Origin of the sequence: Paenibacillus sp. FSL H8-0260, from assembly GCF_045040625.1 — a bacterium.
GTDB classification, from domain to species: domain Bacteria; phylum Bacillota; class Bacilli; order Paenibacillales; family Paenibacillaceae; genus Paenibacillus_AQ; species Paenibacillus_AQ odorifer.
Genome location: NZ_CP150298.1, coordinates 1,729,376 through 1,753,442 on the forward strand (window position 1 = coordinate 1,729,376; position 24,067 = coordinate 1,753,442).

Annotated in this window: 17 protein-coding genes; 8 read left to right on the top strand and 9 right to left on the bottom strand. The window is 45.2% G+C overall.

The features are described from left to right. The first annotated feature begins 79 nt into the window (after window positions 1–79). Both MHI51_RS07485 and MHI51_RS07490 read left to right on the top strand, forming a co-directional pair. Entirely contained in the window at window positions 80–4,663 is a 4,584-nt protein-coding gene (locus tag MHI51_RS07485; RefSeq protein WP_405173732.1) for an endo-1,4-beta-xylanase, read from the top strand. A 435-nt stretch (window positions 4,664–5,098) separates the two neighbouring features. Beyond that, complete coding sequence (locus MHI51_RS07490) at window positions 5,099–6,112, top strand: stalk domain-containing protein (protein WP_076220700.1); 1,014 nt, start codon at window positions 5,099–5,101, stop codon at window positions 6,110–6,112. A 127-nt stretch (window positions 6,113–6,239) separates the two neighbouring features. On the opposite strand, the gene MHI51_RS07495 is transcribed toward MHI51_RS07490, so the two are convergent. Beyond that, window positions 6,240–7,682 (bottom strand): DHA2 family efflux MFS transporter permease subunit, encoded by a 1,443-nt coding sequence (locus tag MHI51_RS07495; RefSeq protein ID WP_256719091.1) that lies wholly within the window; start codon window positions 7,680–7,682, stop codon window positions 6,240–6,242. Between the two features lie 294 nt (window positions 7,683–7,976). On the opposite strand from MHI51_RS07495, the gene MHI51_RS07500 reads away from it, so the two are divergent. Further along, window positions 7,977–8,558, top strand: coding sequence for a TetR/AcrR family transcriptional regulator (locus tag MHI51_RS07500; RefSeq protein WP_076220677.1), 582 nt, complete (start codon window positions 7,977–7,979; stop codon window positions 8,556–8,558). 102 nt (window positions 8,559–8,660) lie between these two features. Here MHI51_RS07500 and MHI51_RS07505 read toward each other — a convergent pair whose 3' ends face one another. Genes MHI51_RS07505 through MHI51_RS07515 form a run of 3 tightly spaced genes read right to left on the bottom strand, consistent with a single transcriptional unit; the run spans window position 8,661 to window position 11,685 of the window. Then, entirely contained in the window at window positions 8,661–9,932 is a 1,272-nt protein-coding gene (locus tag MHI51_RS07505) for an ABC transporter substrate-binding protein (protein WP_143761979.1), read from the bottom strand. Window positions 9,933–9,964: 32 nt separating this feature from the next. Then, window positions 9,965–10,804, bottom strand: a complete 840-nt coding sequence (locus MHI51_RS07510) for a carbohydrate ABC transporter permease (RefSeq protein WP_076141188.1) — start codon at window positions 10,802–10,804, stop codon at window positions 9,965–9,967. Continuing rightward, window positions 10,804–11,685, bottom strand: a complete 882-nt coding sequence (locus MHI51_RS07515) for a carbohydrate ABC transporter permease (protein ID WP_076125253.1) — start codon at window positions 11,683–11,685, stop codon at window positions 10,804–10,806. The genes MHI51_RS07510 and MHI51_RS07515 overlap by 1 nt, the downstream gene beginning before the upstream one ends. Window positions 11,686–11,948: 263 nt before the next feature. Between MHI51_RS07515 and MHI51_RS07520 the strand changes: the two genes are divergently transcribed. Both MHI51_RS07520 and MHI51_RS07525 read left to right on the top strand, forming a co-directional pair. Further along, window positions 11,949–12,419: a VOC family protein gene (locus MHI51_RS07520; protein WP_405173733.1), complete on the top strand. Its 471-nt coding sequence runs from the start codon at window positions 11,949–11,951 to the stop codon at window positions 12,417–12,419. Beyond that, the gene (locus tag MHI51_RS07525; RefSeq protein ID WP_076220987.1) at window positions 12,419–13,117 is read left to right on the top strand and encodes an SDR family oxidoreductase; all 699 of its coding nucleotides are present in this window, start codon (window positions 12,419–12,421) and stop codon (window positions 13,115–13,117) included. Before MHI51_RS07520 ends, MHI51_RS07525 begins: the two co-directional genes overlap by 1 nt. Window positions 13,118–13,202: 85 nt before the next feature. On the opposite strand, the gene MHI51_RS07530 is transcribed toward MHI51_RS07525, so the two are convergent. The 4 genes from MHI51_RS07530 to MHI51_RS07545 form a co-directional block, all read right to left on the bottom strand. Further along, on the bottom strand, window positions 13,203–14,210 hold the full coding sequence (locus MHI51_RS07530; protein WP_405173734.1) for a FecCD family ABC transporter permease: 1,008 nt from the start codon (window positions 14,208–14,210) through the stop codon (window positions 13,203–13,205). Continuing rightward, window positions 14,207–15,214, bottom strand: coding sequence for an iron ABC transporter permease (locus MHI51_RS07535; RefSeq protein WP_076220362.1), 1,008 nt, complete (start codon window positions 15,212–15,214; stop codon window positions 14,207–14,209). The genes MHI51_RS07530 and MHI51_RS07535 overlap by 4 nt, the downstream gene beginning before the upstream one ends. Window positions 15,215–15,219: 5 nt before the next feature. Beyond that, window positions 15,220–16,167 carry an iron-hydroxamate ABC transporter substrate-binding protein gene (locus MHI51_RS07540; RefSeq protein WP_076220363.1) on the bottom strand — a complete coding sequence of 316 codons (948 nt, stop codon included), beginning with the start codon at window positions 16,165–16,167 and terminating at the stop codon, window positions 15,220–15,222. Between the two features lie 170 nt (window positions 16,168–16,337). After that, entirely contained in the window at window positions 16,338–17,990 is a 1,653-nt protein-coding gene (locus MHI51_RS07545) for a helix-turn-helix domain-containing protein (RefSeq protein ID WP_076277860.1), read from the bottom strand. Window positions 17,991–18,213: 223 nt separating this feature from the next. Here MHI51_RS07545 and MHI51_RS07550 point away from each other — a divergent pair, with 223 nt between their 5' ends. Together MHI51_RS07550 and MHI51_RS07555 are read left to right on the top strand one after the other, a co-directional pair. Then, a complete protein-coding gene (locus tag MHI51_RS07550; RefSeq protein WP_076277859.1) occupies window positions 18,214–19,047 on the top strand; it encodes a metallophosphoesterase in 834 nt (277 codons plus the stop codon). A gap of 181 nt (window positions 19,048–19,228) precedes the next feature. Beyond that, window positions 19,229–20,296, top strand: a complete 1,068-nt coding sequence (locus tag MHI51_RS07555) for a serine hydrolase (RefSeq protein WP_076277858.1) — start codon at window positions 19,229–19,231, stop codon at window positions 20,294–20,296. A 52-nt stretch (window positions 20,297–20,348) separates the two neighbouring features. Here MHI51_RS07555 and MHI51_RS07560 read toward each other — a convergent pair whose 3' ends face one another. After that, entirely contained in the window at window positions 20,349–21,626 is a 1,278-nt protein-coding gene (locus MHI51_RS07560; RefSeq protein WP_076277857.1) for an AraC family transcriptional regulator, read from the bottom strand. Window positions 21,627–21,736: 110 nt separating this feature from the next. On the opposite strand from MHI51_RS07560, the gene MHI51_RS07565 reads away from it, so the two are divergent. Next, window positions 21,737–24,001, top strand: a complete 2,265-nt coding sequence (locus tag MHI51_RS07565; protein WP_405173735.1) for a glycoside hydrolase family 3 C-terminal domain-containing protein — start codon at window positions 21,737–21,739, stop codon at window positions 23,999–24,001. The last annotated feature ends 66 nt before the right edge of the window (window positions 24,002–24,067 follow it).

The window sequence follows — 24,067 nt, forward strand, 5'->3', positions numbered from 1 at the left end:
GTGGGAATATAGGGCTGGTGCTAATAAGGTAGGTCATTAACTGATTTTTATGAAAATCACTAGAGGAGGAATGCATTAAATGAGTAGAATGCTTAAACAAGTAATCTCGATCTTACTCGCAGCTGCCTTGCTTATTCCGACAAGCTGGATCGCTCCGGTTACTGAAGCTGCGGCGCAGGATACGACAGTATCATCAGATAGGGTAACGGTATATCATGAAACTTTTGCGAGTGGCAAGGGGATTGCAGCTCAAGCAGGCAGTGCTAGCCTTACACCTGTGAATGATAAAGTTTTTACTGGCAATGCTGACGGCGCAGCTTTATATGTAAGCAACAGAGCGAATAACTGGGACGCGGCTGATTTTAAATTCAGCGATATGGGCCTAGAGAACGGCAAAACCTACACGGTGACTGCATCAGTCTATGTGGATGCTAATGCGACTATACCTAGCGGTGCCCAAGCTTATCTTCAAGCGATAGGCAGCTATGCTCTTTTGGCAAATGTGAATTATGAAGCAGGTCAAGCGGTCACCTTGACGAAAGAATTTACCGTGGATACGGACAAAGATACAACACTGCGTGTTCAATCCAACGATGACGGGAAAACGGTTCCGTTCTACATTGGTGAGCTTCTCATTACAGCAAAAAAAGCAGTGACGGAAACGGATAAAGAAATCTATCACGAAACTTTTGTGAGTGGCAAAGGTTTAGCCTCACAATCAGGCAGCGCTAACCTAACCCCTGTCACCGGAAAGGTTTTTGCGGGCAATGCTGACGGGGCAGCTTTATATGTAAGCAATAGAGCGAATAACTGGGACGCGGCTGATTTTAAATTCAGCGACATGGGCCTAGAGAACGGCAAAACCTACACGGTAACTGCATCCGTTTATGTAGACGCTGATGTGATTGTACCTAGCGGTGCCCAAGCTTATCTTCAAGCGATAGGCAGCTACGCTCTTTTGGCAAATGTGAATTATGAAGCAGGTCAAGCGGTCACCTTGACGAAAGAATTTACCGTGGATACGGACAAAGATACAACACTGCGTGTTCAATCCAACGATGACGGGAAAACGGTTCCGTTCTACATTGGGGATGTATTGGTCACAGAAAAGGTGGCTACCGTAGAGCCAACTCCAACACCAGAAACACCTAGAGACCCAGCTTTACCTTTTACCACTGTTACTTTTGAGGATCAAACGCCAGGTGGTTTTGAAGGCAGGGCAGGTACAGAAACGCTTACGGTTACTAATGAAGCGAATCATACGGATGATGGTTCATACGCTTTGAAGGTTGAGGGAAGAACCAGTACATGGCATGGGCCGACATTACGTGTGGAGAAGTATGTGGACAAAGGCTACGAATATAAAATTTCGTTATGGGTCAAGCTGATCCAGCCTGCAAGCTCGCAGCTCCAGCTGTCCACGCAGGTTGGCAATGGCAGCAGCGCCAATTATGTGCAGCTCGCACCTAAAACCATCAGTGCAAGCGATGGCTGGATTCAGTTTGAGGGGTCCTACCGTTATAACAATGTAAGCAGTGAGTATTTGACCATTTATGTGGAAAGCTCCAGTAATAGCACGGCCTCTTTTTATATTGATGATATTAATTTTGAAAAGGTAGGCTCTGGCCCGGTAGATATCGAAAAAGATCTTATACCGATTAAGGATGCTTATCAGAATGACTTTCTGATCGGAAATGCGATAACCGCTGAGGATCTGGAAGGTGTCAGACTTGAGCTTTTGAAAATGCATCACAATGTTGCTACGGCAGGTAATGCCATGAAGCCGGACGCGTTGCAGCCTACTAAGGACAACTTCACGTTTACCGCGGCAGATACAATTGTAGATAAAGTACTGGGTGAGGGCATGCAGATGCATGGACATGTGTTGGTATGGCATCAACAATCGCCTGCATGGCTGAATACAACAACAGACGCAGCTAACAACACAATCCCCTTGGGACGGGATGAAGCTCTTGTGAATTTGCAGACCCATATCCAAACCGTTATGGAGCATTTTGGTGACAAGGTGATCTCTTGGGATGTTGTAAACGAGGCGATGAGCGATAATCCATCCAACCCAACAGATTGGAAAACAGCGCTGCGATCCGCCCCATGGAAAAGTGCCATTGGAGCAGATTACGTAGAGCAAGCCTTCCTGGCGGCAAGAGAAGTATTGGACGCGCATCCAGATTGGGATATTAAGCTCTATTACAACGATTATAACGAAGATAATCAGAATAAAGCGCAAGCCATCTACAGTATGGTCAAAGAAATCAATGATAGGTACGCGCTGACTCACCCTGGCAAATTGCTTATCGACGGTGTTGGCATGCAGGGGCACTACAGCATTAATACGAACCCAGAGAATGTGAAGCTTTCCTTGGAAAAGTTCATTTCCTTGGGTGTCGAAGTAAGCATAACTGAGCTGGACATTCAGGCCGGAACCAACTATCAGCTCTCTGAAAAGCTTGCTAATGCGCAGGGCTATCTATATGCGCAGTTGTTAAATATCTTCAGGGATCACGCTGATTCTATCAAACGTGTTACCTTCTGGGGAATGGATGATAACACAAGCTGGAGAGCTTCATCCAATCCGTTGTTATTCGATAAAAATCTGCAAGCCAAGCCAGCTTACTATGGCGTTATCGATCCTGATACCTTCATTGAAGAGCATGAGCCTGAAACAGTAGAAGCCAATCAATCTACCGCTAAATTTGCTGCACCTGTTATAGACGGAACAGTCGACGAGATCTGGAGCCAGACCGCTGAGATTCCGGTCAATCGGTATCAAACCGCTTGGCAAGGAGCGAGTGGAGTGGCAAAAGCACTCTGGGATGATCAAAATTTATATGTCCTGATCCAGGTGAGTGATACACAGCTTGATAAGAGCAGTGTGAATGCACATGAACAGGATTCGGTCGAAATCTTCGTGGACCAAAATAATGGGAAAACGACGTTCTATCAAGATGATGACGGCCAGTACAGAATCAATTTTGACAACGAGACTTCATTTAATCCTTTAAGTATCGCAGCCGGTTTTGAATCGGCAACCCGGATTTCCGGAACAAACTATACGGTTGAAGTGAAGATTCCACTTCAAGGGATCACTCCGGACAACGATAAAAAGCTTGGTTTTGATGTACAGATCAACGATGCTAAAGAGGGCTCACGTCAAAGTGTCGCGGCTTGGAATGATACGAGTGGAACTGGGTATATGGACACATCCGTTTATGGTGTGCTTACTCTAAAGGGTAAATCTACGGGTCCGGAACCCACTCCAACGCCGACAACAGCACCGACACCGACACCAACGAGCCCAACCGATCCAACTGACCCAACCGATCCAACCGATCCAACCGATCCAACAAACCCAACGGAACCATCGGCAACCCCGACACCTGTTCCAACAGCGACGCCAGCACCAACAAATGCGCCAACGGGTAGCAGTAACTCGGGTAATGTAGTATCAACTCCACAGCCTGGAGCCATTACAAACAAAGATGGTGTTGTTACGATTAAACTGGAGGTAAAGTCCGACAACGGGCGTGCTATAGGTACCATCTCCAGCGACAACATGAAAAAAGCGCTTGAGCAGGCTACTGTAGCGGCAAACGGCAAGAAACAAATTATCATTGAAGTGCCAAAGCAAACGGACGGGAAAGGGTATGATATACAATTACCGACCCAAAGCCTAACGGGGAAAGAAAACTTTGAACTATGGCTTAAGACGGAAAATGCCACAATTCAAATTCCAAGCAATATGCTGTCTAACGTAACAGACAATGCTGAGCAAGTTTCTATACGAATAAGTAAAGTCACCACGGACAGCTTGGAAGCAGCTACCCGCAATATGATTGGCAACCGTCCAATTATCGGTCTAAGCGTAGTAGCAGGTGACAAAGTTATTCCTTGGAATAACCCTAAAGCACCTGTAACGGTAGCCATTCCTTACGTGCCGACAGCGGAGGAGCTAAGCCATCCGGAGCTTATCGTCGTTTGGTACATCGATGGCAAAGGCAACGTACTGCCGGTTTCGAACGGCCGATATGATGCTGCAACCCAAACGGTGGTCTTTCAAACAACCCACTTCAGCACTTATGCAGTAACCTTCGTAAAGAAAGACTTCGGAGATCTGCAGAATCTGTCTTGGGCGAAACAAGCTATAGACGTTATGGCGGCTCGCGATATCATTAAAGGAACGTCCACGAACAGTTTTTCACCTGCAGATTCAATCAAACGAGCGGATTTCATTGCTCTCCTCGTAAGAGCGCTTGAACTGAAGGGAACGGGCAAAAGTGCAATAATGTTCAGCGATGTCCAAAAGACGGACTATTATTATGATGAACTGGTCATCGCGAAGGAATTGGGAATTGCTACAGGTTTTAAAGATGATACGTTCAGACCCAATAGCAATATCTCCAGACAAGATATGATGGTGCTGACAGCACGCGCGCTGGCGGCAGCCGGTAAGCAAGTTAAGGCGAGCGGCGTTGTAGCTGCTGCTTATCTTGATGAAGCAAGTATTTCCAGCTACGCAAAAGACAGCGCATCATTGTTGATCCAATCCGGAGTCGTAAACGGAAAGAATAATAGAATTGCGCCGAACGATACGCTTACCCGTGCTGAAGCGGCAGTCATTCTGTACCGTATCTGGAAGCTGTAGTCCCTGTAGTAGAGAAAAGAAGTCTGAATTGGCTCGTAGCAATATTTATTCTGAAGAGCGGAAATACGTGTATATTCATCCCTTTGCGTTCTTCTGTTTCAAGAATCGCTGCTCCTCTCCCTGCGGAGAGGAGCAGCGATTCTTTCTATGTGTGATCCGTTAAATTGGAGCTGAAACGGAAAAAAATGTCACGAAACAGAAATCTACCTTTTTTCAGATATTATCAGACTCTACTGACAAGGTCATAGTTATTAAGGCTTACCAAAATATCGGCCATTTTGAGGCGAAATGTGGCGTTGGGCAATGGAAATGTGTCTTTTTTAAGTATTCACAAATAAAGAACGAATATCCTACCATTCCAATATTTACAAAATTCGATATAAAGTGATATAATTTTTTAGATTCATATACATAAACATGAAAGAAGAGTGTAAGATGCTAAAGGTAACAAGCAAAAAAGTCATGTCAATTATTACAGTTAGCTCAATGCTGTTGGCTGTGGGTGCAGTCGCTTACGCAGACACGACATTGAAGAAGATTTCTGCATATCAGAATGCGGCCATCAGTATTGAAGTGGATAATCAGAAAGTGAACCTGTCAAGTAGTGAAGGAACAATGTACCCAATTATCTATGAGGGACATAGCTATGTATCCGCCAAGGCTGTATCTGAAGCACTGGGGGCAACTGTGAAATGGGACAACAGTCGTCAAGCTGTTGTGATCACATCGGCGAACGGCGGAACATCAACATCCGTTGTCCCGGATAAGGACAATACAGTTGCACAAGCCACTGCGAAGCCAGCAACAGTATCTACTCCGTCTGCAACCGAGTCTACTCCGCAGCCAACACCAAAGCCTGCGGCATCATCTTCCGCTACGACTTCCAGTAACAGCGGCGCTTCGTTTGCAGATGCAGTGAAGTTGGGTACTTCTTTTACTTATACGGACCTTGATAACAATTATAGTCCTAAGGGTGATTCAACATCTGTTCAATATTCTTTCACTATCAATAAGGTTACGCCGACTACTCTCGGACAATTACATGCGCTTGGGTATGAGGAACATGTCACTGATCCCGATGTAGCTGTAGATTATGTCCTGCTTGATGTAACGCTTAAGGTGAAAAACGCCACTCTTGTAAAAGGTAGTCAGGACCAAGGGCGGAAGTTCCTTTCAAGTTTTACACCTACCATTTGGGGGGTAGAAACATCCAGTGGACAGTACTATATTGGTGGCTCTAGTGACTATTTTGAGGGATCTCTCGGAGAAAATATCGAAAAGTTGTTGGCTGATTTTCCTGAAGTCACCCCAAGTAAACCGGGTTCTTTTGACGCTTCGGGTAAAGTTGTTCTGCCAATAATCAAAGGCAAGGAGAACAACCTTGTTCTTTATAGAAATGATAGTAAGCTGGAGTCCGACAAAAGATCCATCTATTTTAAACTGAAATAGTTAGGCAAGTTAGCAGATGGTTTGGTCGCTAATTGCTGTAATAAGGATCAAAATAAAAGAGATCAACGATGAATAACATCGTTGATCTCTTTTTTATGAGGCTTACACAGTGCTGATAACTTCTATATCAAGCTTCTTTGGCAATGACTTTTTTGAGCTTCACCTTGGGTTCTTGCTCAGGGTCAGGCGCTTGCCCAACACGTTTAATAAAGAAAGATAGCAGCAGACCGAGGATACCAATTCCCACAATCACTAGATAGGAATCATTGATCCCTTGAATGGATGCTTCCATAATCATATGTTCCTGTGTTCCGTTCTGTGTACTGCCTGAGGCCAGCATATCCTTCATATGCGTTGTAGTACGGCTTGTCATTACGGTGACGAGCAGGGAAGTCCCAACGGCGCCAGCTACTTGTCGAATGGTATTCGAAATCGCTGTACCATGCGCACTAAGCTTGGCGGGGAGTTGATTTAGACCCAGAGTTTGTATAGGCATGAGGAGCAAAGCCATCCCGATCCGGCGGCCTGTTGACATGTATACCAGATACATGTAGCTGGTTGAGTCTGTTAAATTTACAAAGCTAAGAGTCGTTGCAATTGTAATCAGTAGACCGATAATAGCGAGCCATTTTGCCCCGAACCGGTCGAACAGCTTGCCGGTTACCGGCATCAACAATCCCATTACGAGTGCACCAGGAAGTAGCAACAAGCCGGACTCCATCGCTGTAAAACCGCGGGCATTCTGCAGGTACAAAGGTAGCAGCATCATATCTGCATACATTACGATTGTAACTGCGATACTGATGACAGTTGTTAAGGAGAACATATTGTATTTAAAGGCCCGGAGATCAAGCAGTGGATTTTGGGAAGCCAGCTGTCTCCAAGTAAACAAGCCAAGGGAAAGCACACCTGCTGCTAAAGACAATAACACTTCTGCGCTCGACCAACCCGCACTGGCAGCGCGGCTGAAGCCATACAGCAATGTTCCAAAACCGATGGTAGAAAGAGTAACGCTAACAATGTCCAACTTGGGAAAGATGCGTTCCGATACATTTTTTAAATAAATAAATCCGCATATGATTACAATGACGGTCAAAGGAATCATGCCATAAAACATAATCTCCCAAGAATAATGTTCCAAAATATATCCAGCCAGAGTAGGTCCAATCGCAGGTGCGAAAATAATGGCCAACCCTACCATCCCCATAGCAGCCCCTCTCTTTTCAGGAGGGAACAGGGTCAAGATGACATTCGTGAGCAGTGGCATGATAATCCCGGCACCAGCTGCCTGAATCATACGCCCGGTCAACAGAACAGGGAAGTTTGTCGCGACGGCCGATACGATCGTTCCAGCCAAAAATATAAACATAGAAGCTTGAAAAAGCTCTCGCGTCGTAAATCGTTGCATTAGATAAGCTGTAATCGGAATTAGAACACCATTAACCAGCATATACCCCGTTGTCAGCCACTGAGCTGTAGCCGCTGAGATATTAAAATCATGCATTAACTCCGGAACGGCAACGCTCATTACCGTTTGATTCAGTGTTGCAAGAAAGGCACCCAAAATCATAATGAATAAGATGGGGCCCTTTTTCACGGAACTGCTTGTTACTTCTCTCTTTGTACTCACTCCACTCCATCCTTTCAACTCGTCGATCATGGACTAAATTTACAGTGTGTTGTATAGTTTACAATGCATGAATTAGATTATAAATGAAATTTTCATGTAATCAAGCAACAATTTGCGAAAAAATGTAAAGTAGTTTACATTCTTTGTGAAAATGTAGTTTTTTCTTTTAAAAAAACAACAATTATCTAAAATATGTAGCTTACAATATGAAAGTGAAAGATTGGAGAGTAGAAGATGAATAACACAACGCAACGTACAGATCCCCGGGTACTTCGGACACGTCAATTGCTTAGAGATGCTGTAATTGAATTGCTTGAGGAAATGGATATTGAGAAAATATCCGTAAACCGTATTGCAGAGCGGGCTAAAATCAATCGTGTTACTTTTTATCTGCACTACCGGGATCTCCCGGATATGTTAGAAAAGATAGCGGATGAGATGGTGGAGGACATTCTACAAGTGGTGAACAACGATGGCAACCATGATGAATCGGTTGATGAAGAGAATCTGAGGATATTAGAGAGTCTGCTTAAGCATATTGCGGAAAATGCAAAATTCTACAAAGTCATACTCACATCGAAACGAAGCCCGATTTTTACAGATCGTCTGTTTAATTTGATGGCGGAAATCATTTCTGCACACCAGGAGAAAAAGGAGGGGGCCGTTGATCATTCAAAGGTACCGATACAAAAGGACATTGCCGTTTGGTACGGTTCAGCAGCTCTAATTGGCACGGTTATTTCTTGGCTCCGAGATGACATGCCCTATACGCCTGTGTATCTTGCCAGACAAATTAGTATGCTGCGTGCGAACTAGCAACGGATTCCGACTCATGACCGGAGAGGAATTAAATGATGAACACGGGCAAACACCCACGCATCGTTGCGCGGCTGTTTGCCCGTGTTTAGAGCAGGTAAATCACTGCACACTGAGATTATCCCAGTTGATTTGGAATTCCTTCAACATCCCTTCTTTGGTCAGCTTGCCGCCGAGATACCCTTGAATGCTGCTGGATAATTCCTGTGGCATCCCGTTCGGCAGGCGGGTCCAGTTCCAGGTCAGCGCTTGATCTTTATCGGTATAAGCCAGCACCTCAGCACCTAGTGCTCCAAGATCTTCTTCGGTTCCCTTAATGTTGTCGAGCGCAGGGATGAATTGGAATTCCTTAGTGATATATTTTTTTCCGGTCTCGGAGGTGACTAGCCAATTCAGGAAGACCTTGGCCTCCTCCTTAACGGGAGAGTTTTTATTGATAACCCAATTGCTGGGTACACCTACATAAAGCTTGTCGTTGTCTTCGGGAGTGTCGTCAATGGGCATGGGCAGGATGCCCAGGTTTAGATTGGGATCGATGCCGTCGATCTGTCCTTGTGTCCAGTTACCCTGCTGCATCATCGCAGCTTCTCCGCTCGCTAGCATAGTGACTTGTGTATTATAGTCGGTTGAGAGCGGGTTCTTATTGCCGTACTCAACAGTAAGGTCAAGTAGATCGATCCATTTGGAGAAAATAGGGTCTCCGGCGAAGGTTTTGGAACCGTCTGTAAGTCCGGCGATGAATGCCTCTGGATTAGGCTGCTGGGCGAAAGGCACGTTTACATTATGATTGCCAAGCACGAACCATTCTTGGTAACCATTCGCAAAAGGGGTGATGCCTGCCGCTTTTAACTTCTCGGAGGCTTCGCGTAGAGCGGTTAGCGTCAATGGCTTCTCAGTGATTCCGGCTTTTTTAAATAGATCCTTATTATAGATGAAGCCGTATCCTTCCAGATTCATCGGCATCCCATACAGCTTGCCATCTATAGTCATTTGTTCTGCTGCGAGTGGCTTTACATCCTTGGCCCAAGCTTCGCCGCTCAGATCCTCCAGATATTCCAGCCACATATCACGTTCATTGTTGCCGCCGATGGTAAAGATATCCGGTTCATCTCCGGAAGAGAATTTGGCACGCAACGAGGCGCCATAATCGGTCCCGCCACCCACGCTTTGCACCTCAAGCTTAATATCGGGATGTTCTTTCTCGAATTCGGTCTTGAGCGAAGCCAGCGCTTCAGATATTTCAACCTTGAACTGGTAGATGTGTACGGTTTTGACTCCATCTGCATTGTCGCTGCTGCGTCCGCAACCGGCTGTCAGGGCAGCCAGCAGCAGGGAGCATGCGAGGAGAATTCCACGTTTTGTTCTCATATTCATTCATCCTCTCTGGCTGAAAGTCACGTGTATCATTAGCCCTTCACGGAGCCTTGGGCAATACCTTCGATAATATATTTTTGCATCACTAGGAAAAAGATGACCACCGGCGTAATCCCGAGCACAAGTCCTGGAAGCGCCAAATCCCACTGCTTCGTATATTGTCCGAAAAAGCTATAAGTGGCAATAGGGATGGTGCGAAGCACCGGATCCTGCAGAATAAGCGATGGCATCAAGTAATCATTCCAGATCCACAGGGTATTCAGTATGATGACGGTGACGATAATCGGCTGCATAAGCGGAAGTACAATCCGGAAAAAGGTACCATAAGGACTGCTGCCATCTACTCTTGAGGCCTCCTCGATATCGAGAGGTACCGATTTAACGAAGCCGTGGAATAGAAAAACAGTCATCGGGGCGCCAAACCCAAGATATGCTAAAATCAAACCGGCGGTTGAATCCATGACGCCCAAACCGCTGACGACCTGTACCAGCGGGATCATGATAGATTGAAATGGAATAACCATGGCGGCTACTAATGCAATATAGAGCACACGGTTATACAAGCTGTTGTTGCGGACCATTTTGTAAGCGCACATAGAGCAGAGGAATGCTAGCAGAACATTACTAATCACCGTGATGATAAAAGAGTTCAGGAAGGCGCGAGGGAAATTGGTAGCTTTCCAAGCTTCCGCGTAGTTGCTCCACTGGAGCGCGGAAGGCAGCGCAGCAGAGTCAGAAAGTATTTCACTATAGCTTTTCACTGAATTAGCCAGTAAAAAGTAAAAGGGCACTAAAAATAGAAGTCCCAGCAGGATTACAATTACTTCGATGAGAAGCAGGGGGACATTAAATTTCTTGGCGGTAGTCTCCATTACAGCTCCACCTCTCTTTTCTTGGTTGCTCTAACCTGTAGTAGGGAGATCACGGCCACGATGACGAAGAAAACCATCGCTTTAGCCGAGCCCATTCCGAACCGGCTGATGGTATAGGCTTCATTGTAAATATTCAAGGCTACAGATTCGGTAGCTTTAAAGGGTCCACCCTTGGTCAGCGACAGGTTGAGGTCAAACAGCTTAAAGGACCAGGAGATAGATAGAAATAGACAAACAGTTACAGCGGGCATGACCAGTGGAAGAGTGACATGGCGCAAGGCCTGAAAACGTCCGGCTCCATCCACTTTGGACGCTTCAATTAGGCTTTGGGGAACATTGTTGATAGCAGAGATGTAAATCACCATCAGATATCCTGCATTTTGCCAGACAAATACGATAACAATCGCCCAGAATGCTGTCCCTCCGGTGCCTAGCCAGGGAAGATTAAAGAAGGACCAGCCGGTGGCCTGCCCGATAGAGGAGAATCCTCTGACAAAAATAAACTGCCAAATAAACCCGAGCAAAAGTCCGCCAATCACATGCGGTACAAAAAATACAGTTCTCAGGACATTACGTGTGAACAGTTTGCGCGTCAACACATAAGCGAGTGCGAAGCCAAGCAGATTGGTCAGCACTAGACCGAAGAAAGTGAACTTCGCCGTGAACCAGAATGAATTAAGAAAGGAAGGATCCTTGGTGAAAATATGTAGATAGTTCCGTAGTCCGGTCCACTCGACATGCCGCGAGATTCCGTTCCAACTGGTAAATGAATAATAGAGTCCCAAAAAGAAAGGAATCAGCACAATAATAAAGAAAAACAAGGAAGTTGGCCCGACAAAAATAAACTGCTGCATCAGGCGTGATCTTTTTCTATGGTCCATCGTTCCTCACCCCTTTTGTTAATTTAAACTTTTCATTCTATAACCGAATTGGTGATTAACCGAAACAAACAGTAATATAACGCACCAAGTATTCTTAACGAGTTGCGGCATCGGGAGAGGCCACAATGCCCTTGATAGCGCCGAAGTCGGCTGAGCTTTCTCTGGATAATTTTCATTGGCCCGGAGCGATTTCTTTTCGGGCTTGACAGTCTTTTCAAAGAATCGGTATGGTGGACTTGTCAGACAAATGGGAGGCAGGGTACATGTCAGGATGGCTGGGGAATCATTTTGTTACGCAGATTGGAATTTTGGTGAATGATGTTGAAAAGGTAAGCACGGCTTATGCGGAGTTTTTTGAACTGGAAAAGCCGGAAATTATCGTTACAGATACAGAAGATAAGGCGCAGACTCGGTATAATGGCGAGGCGACGGTGGCGCGGGGGAAGTTGGCTTTTTTTGATATGGGCTCCCTGCAGCTTGAACTGATTGAGCCAGACCAGCAGCCCAGTACGTGGCGTGATTATTTGAATGAGCATGGTGAGGGACCTCATCATATTGCTTTTGTGGTTGAAGGAATGAAGGAGAAGATTATGCTGCTCGAAGGCAAAGGGTTCCCACTCCAGCAAAAGGGCGAGTATACCGGGGGGCGTTATGCTTATATGGACACGTTCAAGGAGTTAAAGGTGATTGTGGAGCTGCTGGAGAACGATAAAGATAAAGGAGAGGATGTATAGTGAACATTCTAATTACTGGTGCCGGACGTGGATTGGGTTATGAGCTGGCGACTGAGGCATTGAAGCGGGGGCATGGAGTCATTGCCGGGGTTCGCCGTCCCGATCAGGATCAAACAGCACTATCTCAGCTTGCTGCGACCTACGGGGAGAAGCTGACTGTGGCCCAGCTGGACGTGACGGATGAAGAAGGAATCGCGGCGTTAGCTGCAAAACTGCAAGGACAAGACCGGACGCTTGGTGCCATCATCAATAATGCGGCAGTACTGACTGCAAGGGACACACAGATTGAAGAGCTGGATTTCCAAGATATGCTTACCACGATGGATATTAATCTTTATGGACCGATGCGAGTGGTTAAGCATTTCTTGCCGCTACTCACTGAACCCGAGCTTTCGATCATCAACATATCGTCGGAAGCAGGCAGCATTACTAATGCTTATTCCGGAGACTATCCTTATTCCATCTCCAAAACGGCACTTAATATGTTCTCACAGCAGCTGCATGTATATTTAAAAGAACGCGGGGTACAAGTACTCGGCGTACATCCCGGCTGGATGCATACGGATATGGGCGGGGCAGAGGCGCCAACGAATCCAACCCAAAGTGCTGAGGGCATCATGGACTTGATCGAGAAGCGGACTACACCGGAAGGTCAATTCATGTTTGTAGACTATACGGGTAAGGATATGAAGATTTAATAAAGAGTGTTCTAACTAAAAGAGGTAACTCAATAGCCATACATGGCTTCTGAGTTACCTCTTTTTGATTTTTCTATATGCTTATTTATTTCTTAATCAATAAATAAGCGAAATAAGGTACGCCGGTCAACGCTACCATGATCCCAGCCGGGATGCCATCAGGGGAGACGAGATTGCGGCCAACGGTGTCCGCGATCAGAAGCAACCAGCCACCCAGCAATACTGCGACGGGAATAAACATCTGATTGCGCGGACCGACCAACGATTTCGCAATATGTGGTGCCATCAATCCGATAAAAGCGATTCCACCTGTTACGGATACCGCGGAGGCGGCAGCTGCGACGGCGACAAGAATCAGGACGATACGTTCGCGCTCCAGATTCAGACCGACACCAATGGCTGATACCTCACTCAGACTGAGCAGATTGAGTCGCAGCGATTTGTACAGGGTAAAGGGAACTAGCAGCAATAACCAAGGCAGTAAAGCCCAGATGAAGGGCCAATCTGTACCCCAAATATTCCCGGCAATCCATTTTGCGATAAAATCAACTTTGGCACGATCTGCGGATGAAATGATTACGATCATAACTCCCGACAGCGCTAGGGAAAATCCGACCCCGACCAAAACTAGCCGAATAGGATCAAGCCCTCTAGTCCGACTATATGAAAAAAGATAAATTAATGCTGCCGTAATTATAGCCCCTATAAAAGCAACCAGCGGCAACGCATAAATGAAGGTTCCAACGCTAACCGGGAAATAGAGAAAAAATACAGCGACAGCCACACCTGCCCCCGAGTTAATCCCAATAATACCGGGGTCTGCTAGATCGTTTCGGGTAACGCTTTGCAGAATCGCTCCAGATAAGGCTAAGGCCATTCCTGCCAGTAGCGTAATTAGAATTCGTGGCAATCTTACAGAAAATAATACAAAGTCCTCTTTAAAGGTTCCGTGACCGAAGAGAACGGGAAGCAGCCTGTCAAAAGACAGGGAAGAGTAGCCGATCCCCATACTGGCAATAGCCGTAAGCAGGATCAGTCCGGTGCATACCCACAGGATAAGACGTTGTTTTCGTACTGGAGCAGAGGAAATCATGAGAGTGTTTGACCTCCTTTACGAACAACGAACAAAAAGAAAGGCAGTCCTAGCATAGCCACGACAGCAACTATTGGCGTTTCATAAGGGGCATGGATTGTACGGCCAATCGTATCCGCAAGGAGCATGAAGGATGCCCCAGTGAATACTGAAATCGGCAGGATATAGCGGTAGTCGGTGCCGACTATTTTGCGGACAATATGCGGAATCATTAGCCCTACAAAAGCCATGTCCCCAATTAGAGCGACCGATGCGCCAGTCAGCAGAATAATGAGCGTGAACAGAATCCCTTTAACCAAAACAAGGTTTTGTCCTAATCCGATCGCTACCTCGTCACTCAAGCTAAGAATAGTCAGCTGGTTAGAAAATATTAATGCCATCACGATCCCGATGAGGATCACAGGTGCAATGGCTTGAAGCTGGCCCCAAGTTGTGCCGATAAGCCCACCGGCAGTCCACATGGATACATCTTTGGATATCTTGAAGGCAATGCTGACACCACTTGCGATAGCATATAGGAATGCAGATACCGCAGCACCAGCGAGTACGATACGGATCGGAGACAAGCCACCTTGGCGCACGGAGCCGAGAATAAGAACCAGAACGGCTCCCAGAGCAGCGCCGAAGAAGCAAGCAATCATGGTACCAAAATAGTTCAGCCCCGGCATAAATACGAAGGTAAGCGCCAGTGCCATATTAGCTCCTGAAGTTAACCCCAGCAGGCCGGGATCGGCTAACGGATTGCGTGTAACGCCTTGCATAATAGCACCGGATACGGCAAAGGCGGCGCCGATCAGCATGGCGGCCAGTTCACGCGGCAGCCTGATCTCACGAAGAATGAGGACATTGTCTGCCGTTGAACTTGAAGTGATGGCAAGCCACAGATCATGGAGGGTGGTTTCTTTAGCCCCGAATAACATCGCGATCACGAGGCAAATAACCATTACCAGCACGCTACCAAGCAGCTTATAAAAGAATGGAATGGAAGTTTGCTTCGTAGTCATCTTTATTATTTTCCTAGAAAGCTTTTTTCAAAGAATTCCAGTTGATATTCTAAGCTAAGCGGATCGTTAAAATAGAATGCTTTGGCATCAGCTTCGTAAACATGATTATTTTTGACAGCAGGGATGCTCTTGTAGATTTCTGTATCCTGGAAGGAATTATCTTCATCCGCATTTTTACTGAAAATAACGTAATCGCCTAGATAATCCTTAAGCACTTCTGTTGAGAGGGCCACGTAACCATCTGTTTTGGTGCCTTCCTTTACTGTCTCCGGCATACCGAGCTTGAAGTCCCCATAGAGGAGTTCAGTTCCGCGGCCAAAGTTATACCCGTATACATACAATTGCTTATTGAAGGTTTCAATGACAGAGACAGTTGCATCCTCGCCGATCTTCGCTCTGATTTCCTCACCCGCTTTTTTGGTGCGGGCACTAAAGTCATCTACCCAAGCTTGGGCTTCTTTTTCTTTGTTCACCAATTTGCCGACTTCCAGCTGTTGGGTTAAGTAATCAACTTTATTATAAGTATAAGTAACCGTTGGTGCGATTTGCTTGAATTTATCGATGTTCTTAATATCGGAGAGACCGATAATCAGATCAGGCTGCAGCTCAATAATCTTCTCCAGACTTTCATCACTTACAGCTTCTACATCTTTCAATTGCTCTTCAAAGCGCGGATTGGTTTTGGACATTTCATCTACGCCTACAACAGGTACACCTAGTGCCATAACATTACCTGTTAAAAATCGAGTGAGGACAACGACACGCTGAGGATGTGTCGGAACTTCAACAGGTCCATTTTCCGATTCATAAGTAAAAGTCGCACTTTCTGACTCCGCAGCAGGAGCCGAGGATGGGCTATTTGTAGGACTAACCTCATTCTTCGCCTGATTTCCCCCACAAGCACTAAGGGCAAGCCCTAAAATAAGTACAAACGGAATAAATATCTTTCTCATTTAAATAATTCTCCCCTTTTAATGACTATGTTTCCGTGAATAATTCCATTATTTAATGAATCCCAGGCTGCGCCATAGATTGATTATGAGAATCATTCGCATTTGTAATCATTATAGGGATCACTTATGTGCCTAACCATGCCTTTTTGTTGGAAAAAAGACTTGGACTATTATTGGCCTTCGAATAATGCAACCGCACGTCCAAGCTGCAAACGAATGGAAACTGGATTATAAGGCACCCATTCATCCAGATTAAGCAGATGGATCTTCTTGTTCTGCACAGCAGAAAGCTGGTTCCAATAAGAGGAGTGGAAGATTTCTTCACTGTGTGCAGTGGAGCCTTTTGCGTCTGGAAATACAGTGACTAACAATCGGTCACCGGCATAAGCCTCCAGCTCAGAGACGTCAATCACAAGGGAATGAAACTGGTCGCCGAGTTTATTTATTTGATCCTCAATCAAGGCAGGAGCCTTGAGACCTAGCGATTGATAGATCACATACCCAACATTTCTTGCCCCGTATACGAGTAGTCCATCTGGTTTAATGACCAGAAGGGTTACAATCTCGTTAGCCACCGCGCTTTGCTGCACCACGGCCCGAGCTTCCAGCTCCTCTTGTTCAAAATCGTCCAGCCACTGCTCAGCACGTTCGCTACGGTGAATGGCACGGCCGATCAAGCGCAAGTGGTCTTTCCATCCTAGTTCCTGCCAAGAGATTTCAACAATAGGAGCGACCGCCCGCAGCTGCTCAGCGTTCAAGCCGAATTCTTCCAGATGTTGTGTGGCTGCAATAAGCAATTCAATGTTTGCTTCCAGTAATAACGCTTTTATCTGCTCAGCCGAGCTGTTCGTATGGATGAATTTCATAGACTGTGGTGGTTCCTGGTCAGAAAGATTTAAATACTCGCTGCTCTCTGAAATGGTAACTGCAGGTTCCAGGCCAAGCAGCAGCAAATGACTGGCATAGGGAGTGAGCATCACCGCTACACGTTGGAAAGGGATAAGATTATAGCCTGAAGGAGATGCGCCGGTCTGCTGCTTAAAGCGCCGACTAAGATAAAACTCATCCTTGTAGCCCACCTTTAAAGCAATTTCTCTTAGTGTGCTTGAACTATTAAGCAGTAGTTCCTTCGCTCTGTGAACTCTCAACCTGGACAGATATTCATTAGGGGTAAAGCCCGTAAATTGTTTGAATAGCGTTGAATAATGTGAACCGCTCACACCCGCAATTGCAGCTAATTGCTCACGTGATATTTTTTCACTGAAGTGATTCTCTAAGTATGTGATACTGCGTTCCATTGAGGGCAGCTCACTCACTTCAAATCTTGTTTCCTGCTGCTCCAGCAATTGAAGAAGGATCTGATGGAACAGGATCTGGTTCTGCACATGACGTATTTCACGATCTGGCAACCGGTGAAGATACAATTCCTTCATATTAGATACAATGGCTGGTTCATGAGGAAACAACAGCATATTTGAATTGGATGTCAGTTGGCTTGTCCGCGTCATAGCACTGGAGGGCAGTGCTCGTGTCTGTTCTTGAATCCGGATTGAAAGCTTATAAGCATGAAGCGGCTGCTGGCGATTTGTAATTAGTGAGGCGTAAGTATTCTCGGGGAGAAGGACGACAATGCCTTCCATTAGCTCATAAGTCTGATGATTGATCTCAAGCATACCCTTGCCAGCAGCAATAGCTAGTAGGACGGTTGAATGCTCATGAATCTGAAGTCTTGGCAGATTTGAGGTTCCATACATCGACTGAATACTATCAGCGGTATATAAAGGGAAATGGGACTCCGCCCATTCTGGGACTATGTTATTCAAATCTTAAGCCTCCGTTACCTATAATTCTATGAATGGTATTATATTCTTCACTTCTATGGGGCTAATTATAACATCTCTCGTTTGGGACAAGCCGCATAAATGACCACAAAGTAGAAGAGAAACTAATCTCCTAGATGAATCCATTGGTCCAAGAGTCCCTAAGGTCAAGCGAATATAAATACTACTATGATCCTTCATCCATTTTAAAAGAGGTGAATCTAAGATGAAAAGACAGGTGAAACCTAGTAGGAAAAGAAGACCTGCCTCCAGACTGCAGCCTAAACGTAGTTTAATTCTTAAAGCAAAAGCGCAAATCATTAACTTTGCGGTTATTGGTGATAGTCATGTGGGGTATGGAAACAGCTCAAGCATTTTTAGAAATCTTTTGCCTAAAGCTGTGAATAGCGGGAATAAGAGATTTTTTATTTTTGGAGGAGATAATACGCAAGCGGGAGCTAATCATGGAAATAATGCGAATGCTTACTACAAGGATTTCAAGGATACGGTAACAAGCACGCTTGGGAGTATTCCTTATAAAGCATCTATAGGAAATTGGGAGGCAAGCACACAGTCCTTATTCACACAATATTTAGGTGCTGTTGAGGGGCAAATGAATTTTCCGGGTACGCAGGGGAAGGTCAAGTATGTATGGCTTAATTGTGCGCTTGGACGGTTTACTCCGGGTAGTATAAATTTGTTGAGAAATTTAGATGATAGTTTTTATTATATTATAGATTTTCATTGGCCCCTCAAAGTAAGTGGGATTACGGTGGACCCAACCCATGTATTAAGCGCATCGGAGACGAATAAGTTTTTTTCATCCATTCCTACAAAAGTGAGAGATAAGGTGTTAGCTATTTTTACGCATCATGGACATCTGTTTTACCGAAAGCTTAGTAATATATATCCCGGTTACAACAAAACTAAATTTTTCGTATGTGGATGTTCTGGGGAATATAAATGCAAAACAAATGGTGATCGGGGTTATTACAATGCCACATTATCCATCAACGGGACAACATTTAATGTAGATGCTTTTAAGGTAGCGGTAACTTAGCAAAAACTAAGCTGAAGCTGATTTTCGGGAGAAACCGGGGTCAGCTTTAGTTTTGTTTAGCGAATAGTTAATAGAAACTCAACAATTCAGTCACAGGATAATAGTAAGCTAGCAGGATTATTTAATATATTTGTATAATAGTTTATATATGTATTAAATGAATCATATTGGAGGGCTACCGATGAGAGGGTTAGTATTTAATTCTTTAGAACAGGCGGGTGTCTCGGCTTTTGGTGTGGAGCGTATTCGTACAGCCGCCGCACAAATGGTTGAAGACAATATCACACCTGCGCAAGTTATTGTTGCTGCGAGAAAGGGGACGCTGCTGGTCCATCAAGCGAATGGAAAATTCGGACCTGAAGCAGACGCAGCAGATTTAACAGCGGATGCTATATTTCCACTCTGTTCCATCACAAAACTATTTACTGCAACCGCTATTATGATGTTAGTGGAACAAGGGAAAGTGGGCCTAAATAGGCCGGTTTCTGATTACATCCCCGAATTTACAGGGGAGAACAAAACAAAAGTATGCGTACATCATTTGTTGACACATACCTCTGGAATTGAGGTTAATGGCGGTTATGATGCACCACTAAGCCACGAGCCAGGTACTGTGATGTCTTACTGTGGATATGGTTATGAGCTGTTGGGTGAAATTATACGGCGAGTTAGTGGACAAGCTTATGATGTATTCGTAAAGGAAACTATTTTTAAACCGCTTGGAATGGAAAATACATATTATCGTGTGCCAATGGAAGTGCGGAACAGAGTAGTTAGACGTGCCCCTGAGGCAGCATGCGCGGAATGGGTAGACAGTGAATACAATTTGAATTCTGTATCTGCGGGGGGCGGCGCTTACTCAACGGCTATGGATTTGGCTGTTTTTGGCCAGATGTTCCTTAACGGCGGAATTTATAACGGAGTACGATTGCTTAGTCCGGTAACAGTAAAAGAAATGACCCGCAATCAAATTCCAGGCGTATCCTCACAATATAGAGACGAAGTTTTCCCTGAAGCATACTGGGGGTATGGATGGGCGATTAATGGCACGAAGCGTGACGGTGGAGATCTGCTCTCTGCAGATGCCTATTCACACTGGGGAGCGGCAGGTCCTTTCCTCTGTGTGGATCCGGTTTATCAGACAGTGACGGTTCATTTATCCGTAGAGCTGGATCACCAGAAGCCATTTAAAAATATGTATGTTGATTACTTCAACAATACTGTTCTTGCAGCAATCACAGAGCTGTGATGTCAGCTGCTATTTTCATATCCATTTTGAATTTTTGTTGTGTCTACTTTTCTTAAAGTATGTTTTCCCTATTTGTTCTAAATTGTTTAGGGGTGATTCCGGTATATTTCTTAAACACTTTGGTAAAGTAGCTCTGATCATTAAAATGTAGGCGTGAGGCGATGTCCGATAAGCTTATCTCTGGTACTTCTATTAGTCGTTTTGCCTCTTCAATCCGCTCCAATTGAATAAAATCGCTGATGGTGATGCCGGTCTCCTTCTTAAATAATAGGGAGAGATAACTTCTATTTAATCCTGCAACCTCAGCCAGTCTATCTAAGGAAAGTTCCTCATATAGGTGATTGAAAATATAGTTCTGACAGAGAGCCACGGTGCGCGACAGTTTCGCCATCCGGCTCTCTTTGACATGGTCTGCGAAATCGCAAAGGGCGTTAAGAACGGCATGATCTACAGCGGGAATATCTTTTAGTTCTTCGATATGCTGGATATGAAAGTCGCTTAGGGTATAAGAAATTTCCCAGTACAGCCCACCATCTATAGCTGCACGTGTAGCAAGTGTAATACAAGAGATTGCCAGATTCTTTTTGTTACGTAATTGGCTCCTCTTGGAGAGAAGCCCGTAACTTTCTTCAGAGAACGAGGCTTGAACGCGTAGCAGATCAGTTTTATTGCCTTTTTTGACATAGTGAAAGAGATTTTTTTCTAGCATGGGCTCGTGGTGCAGCCACGTATTCTCACGGCGATAAGAAATATCCAAATCCAAACTGCCTGAGGGCAGTTGTTTATAGGCAAGAATGCGGGAGTCCAGCAGCAGTTCGCTAAGGGTCAAGGTTTTTCCAGTAACGAGCGAGTATAGCAGCATAGCGGTATGGTATAGTCTCATTTTATTTAACACGGTCAGGCTGCGGTAATAGTTAAGCCATTGCTCCTGAAACTTAAGCGGAACTTCATGATCACGCATCAGACTTGCCACACTATCCTCCGTAGGTTGAGCATACAATGAAGGGCCAATCACAATGCTTCCCTCGTTGCTCTTGTCTGAGGGTAGATGGAGAATAATGTAATTCTCTAGAAAATTTGTGGTACGAACGATGGGTATGGTAGAAGTCCGTCCATTGCCATTAGAGTTGTTTTCATGATTAAAAGATTTAGTAATTTCAGAAAGTGGCTCATTAAGGTTATGAACCCAAGGGGCGCACTCGAAGGAGGAAGGCATAGTAAATTCAATTTCCCGATTGGTGTCGAGCAGGAACACGGGAATTTGCTGTGACTCATACATCACTTTACAGATATACTGGACTCTTTCCTTATCCTCCAAATGATCTAACATGTTATGACCCCCTCGCCTAACAAGAATACCAAAAACACAATAATAATGCCATAAATCAAGCGTGAAGTATATTAAAATGGGGATAGTATACATTCAGAGGAGGCATTTTTATGAAAACCAAAATTCCTGAACTCATATCACAATTGACCCTTGAGGAGAAAGCGGGACTCTGTTCAGGGCTTGATTTCTGGCATACCAAGGGGATTGAACGACTCGGAATCCCTTCTTTGATGGTAACGGACGGACCCCATGGTTTACGCAAGCAAAAAGAGAGTGCCGATCACCTTGGGCTTCATAACAGTGTTCCCGCAACTTGCTTTCCTTCAGCATCAGGGTTGGCTTCTTCGTGGGATCGGGCACTAATTGAGCGAGTGGGGAAGGCGCTTGGTAAGGAGTGCCAGGCAGAAAACGTTGCTGTTCTGTTGGGACCGGGAACGAATATTAAACGCTCTCCACTGAACGGTCGTAACTTTGAATATTTCTCGGAAGACCCTTATCTTTCTGCGGAGATGGGGGGGAACCATATCAAAGGTGTGCAAAGCGAAGGAGTCGGCACCTCGCTTAAGCATTTTGCCGCCAATAATCAGGAACACCGGAGAATGTCGGTAGATGCCGTTATTGATGAACGGACGCTGCGGGAGATTTATCTGGCTAGCTTTGAAGGTGCAGTTAAGAACAGTCAACCTTGGAGCGTAATGTGTTCTTACAACCGGGTTAACGGTGAATACGCTTCTGAGAGTGAAACGCTTCTAACGCGGATTCTTAGAGAGGAATGGGGTTTCGAAGGATTTGTAGTTTCGGATTGGGGTGCGGTCAATGAGCGAGTGAAGGCGCTTCAAGCAGGGCTGGAGCTGGAAATGCCGTCAACGGGAGGACTTGGCGATGCCAAGATTGTCGCAGCGGTGCAAAGTGGGGAACTAGCTGAAGAAACGTTAGACCTTGCGGTGGAGCGGCTGCTCACTTTTATTTTTAAGGCGGTAGACAATCGTAAAGATAATACTTCATTTAATGCTGAAGAGCATCACCAACTGGCACGGAAAGTGGCGAGGGAAAGCATGGTGCTTCTTAGAAATGAGGAGGAAGTTCTACCCTTATCTAAACAAGGTACTATTGCGATCATTGGGGAATTTGCTAAAAATCCGCGTTATCAAGGTGGGGGAAGCTCGCATGTGAATCCAACTCAATTGGATGATGCTTTTGAAGAGATGAGAGGTCTTGCGGGGTCTGCTGAGCTGCTATATGCCCAAGGATATGAACTGGAGCATGATGAGATTAATGAGGTTTTGCTGCAAGAGGCACGAGAAACAGCAGCAAAAGGTGATGTAGCGGTGTTGTTCCTTGGACTGCCGGATAATTATGAGTCAGAGGGTTATGATCGCAGCCACTTGTCTCTTCCAGAGAGCCATAAAGCGCTGATAGATGTGGTAGCTGAGGTGCAGAGTAATATCGTTGTTGTACTCAGTAATGGCTCACCTGTAGAGATGCCTTGGATTGATAAAACAAAAGGAGTCCTTGAGGGTTATCTAGGTGGGCAGGCGTTTGGGGGTGCCGTAGCAGATTTATTGTTTGGAGAGGTCAGCCCAAGCGGTAAACTGGCAGAGACGTTCCCCATGAAGCTGAGCGACAATCCATCCTTTCTTAATTTCCCGGGGGAAGGGGATAAGGTAGAGTATAAGGAAGGTTTGTTCGTAGGTTATCGTTATTATGATAAAAAAGAGATAAAACCGCTGTTTCCTTTCGGCTTTGGTCTCAGCTACACAGAGTTTCAATACAGTCATTTAACAATTTCCAAGAGCAGCATAAAGGACACCGAGACTGTTCAGGTTAAGGCTATTGTTAAAAATACGGGCACTCGCGCAGGAAAAGAAATCGTTCAGCTCTATGTTAGTGATGTGGAGAGCAGCGTGATCCGTCCACTGAAGGAACTAAAAGGCTTCCAGAAGCTAGAGCTTCAGCCTGAAGAAGAGCAGGAGGTAACCTTTGAGTTAGATAAACGCTCCTTTGCTTATTACAACGTTAACATGGGTGATTGGCATGTGGAAAGTGGAGATTTTGAAATTGCTATTGGCTCATCATCGCGGGATATTCGTCTGACAACTTGTATCGGAGTAGAATCGACCAATCCGCTTACGATGCGTTATCATCGGAATAGTACGATTGGTGATTTGCTGGATAATCCACGGACAGCGGAAAAAGTGAAGAAATTCAGCAGTGTTTTTGGCTTAGAGGGTGCGATGGATGATAACCCGGAAATGTACATGGCGATGATGAAATATATGCCGCTGCGGGCAATGATCGGTTTTGGCCAAGGGAAATACACGGAAGAAGATTTAGCCAAGGATCTGCAAGAATTTAATACATTGGCTACTAAGTAGAAGTAAGCCAGTGGCACATATTAGTCCTATCTAATATGTGTCACTGGTCTTATTTGTGTAAATTTC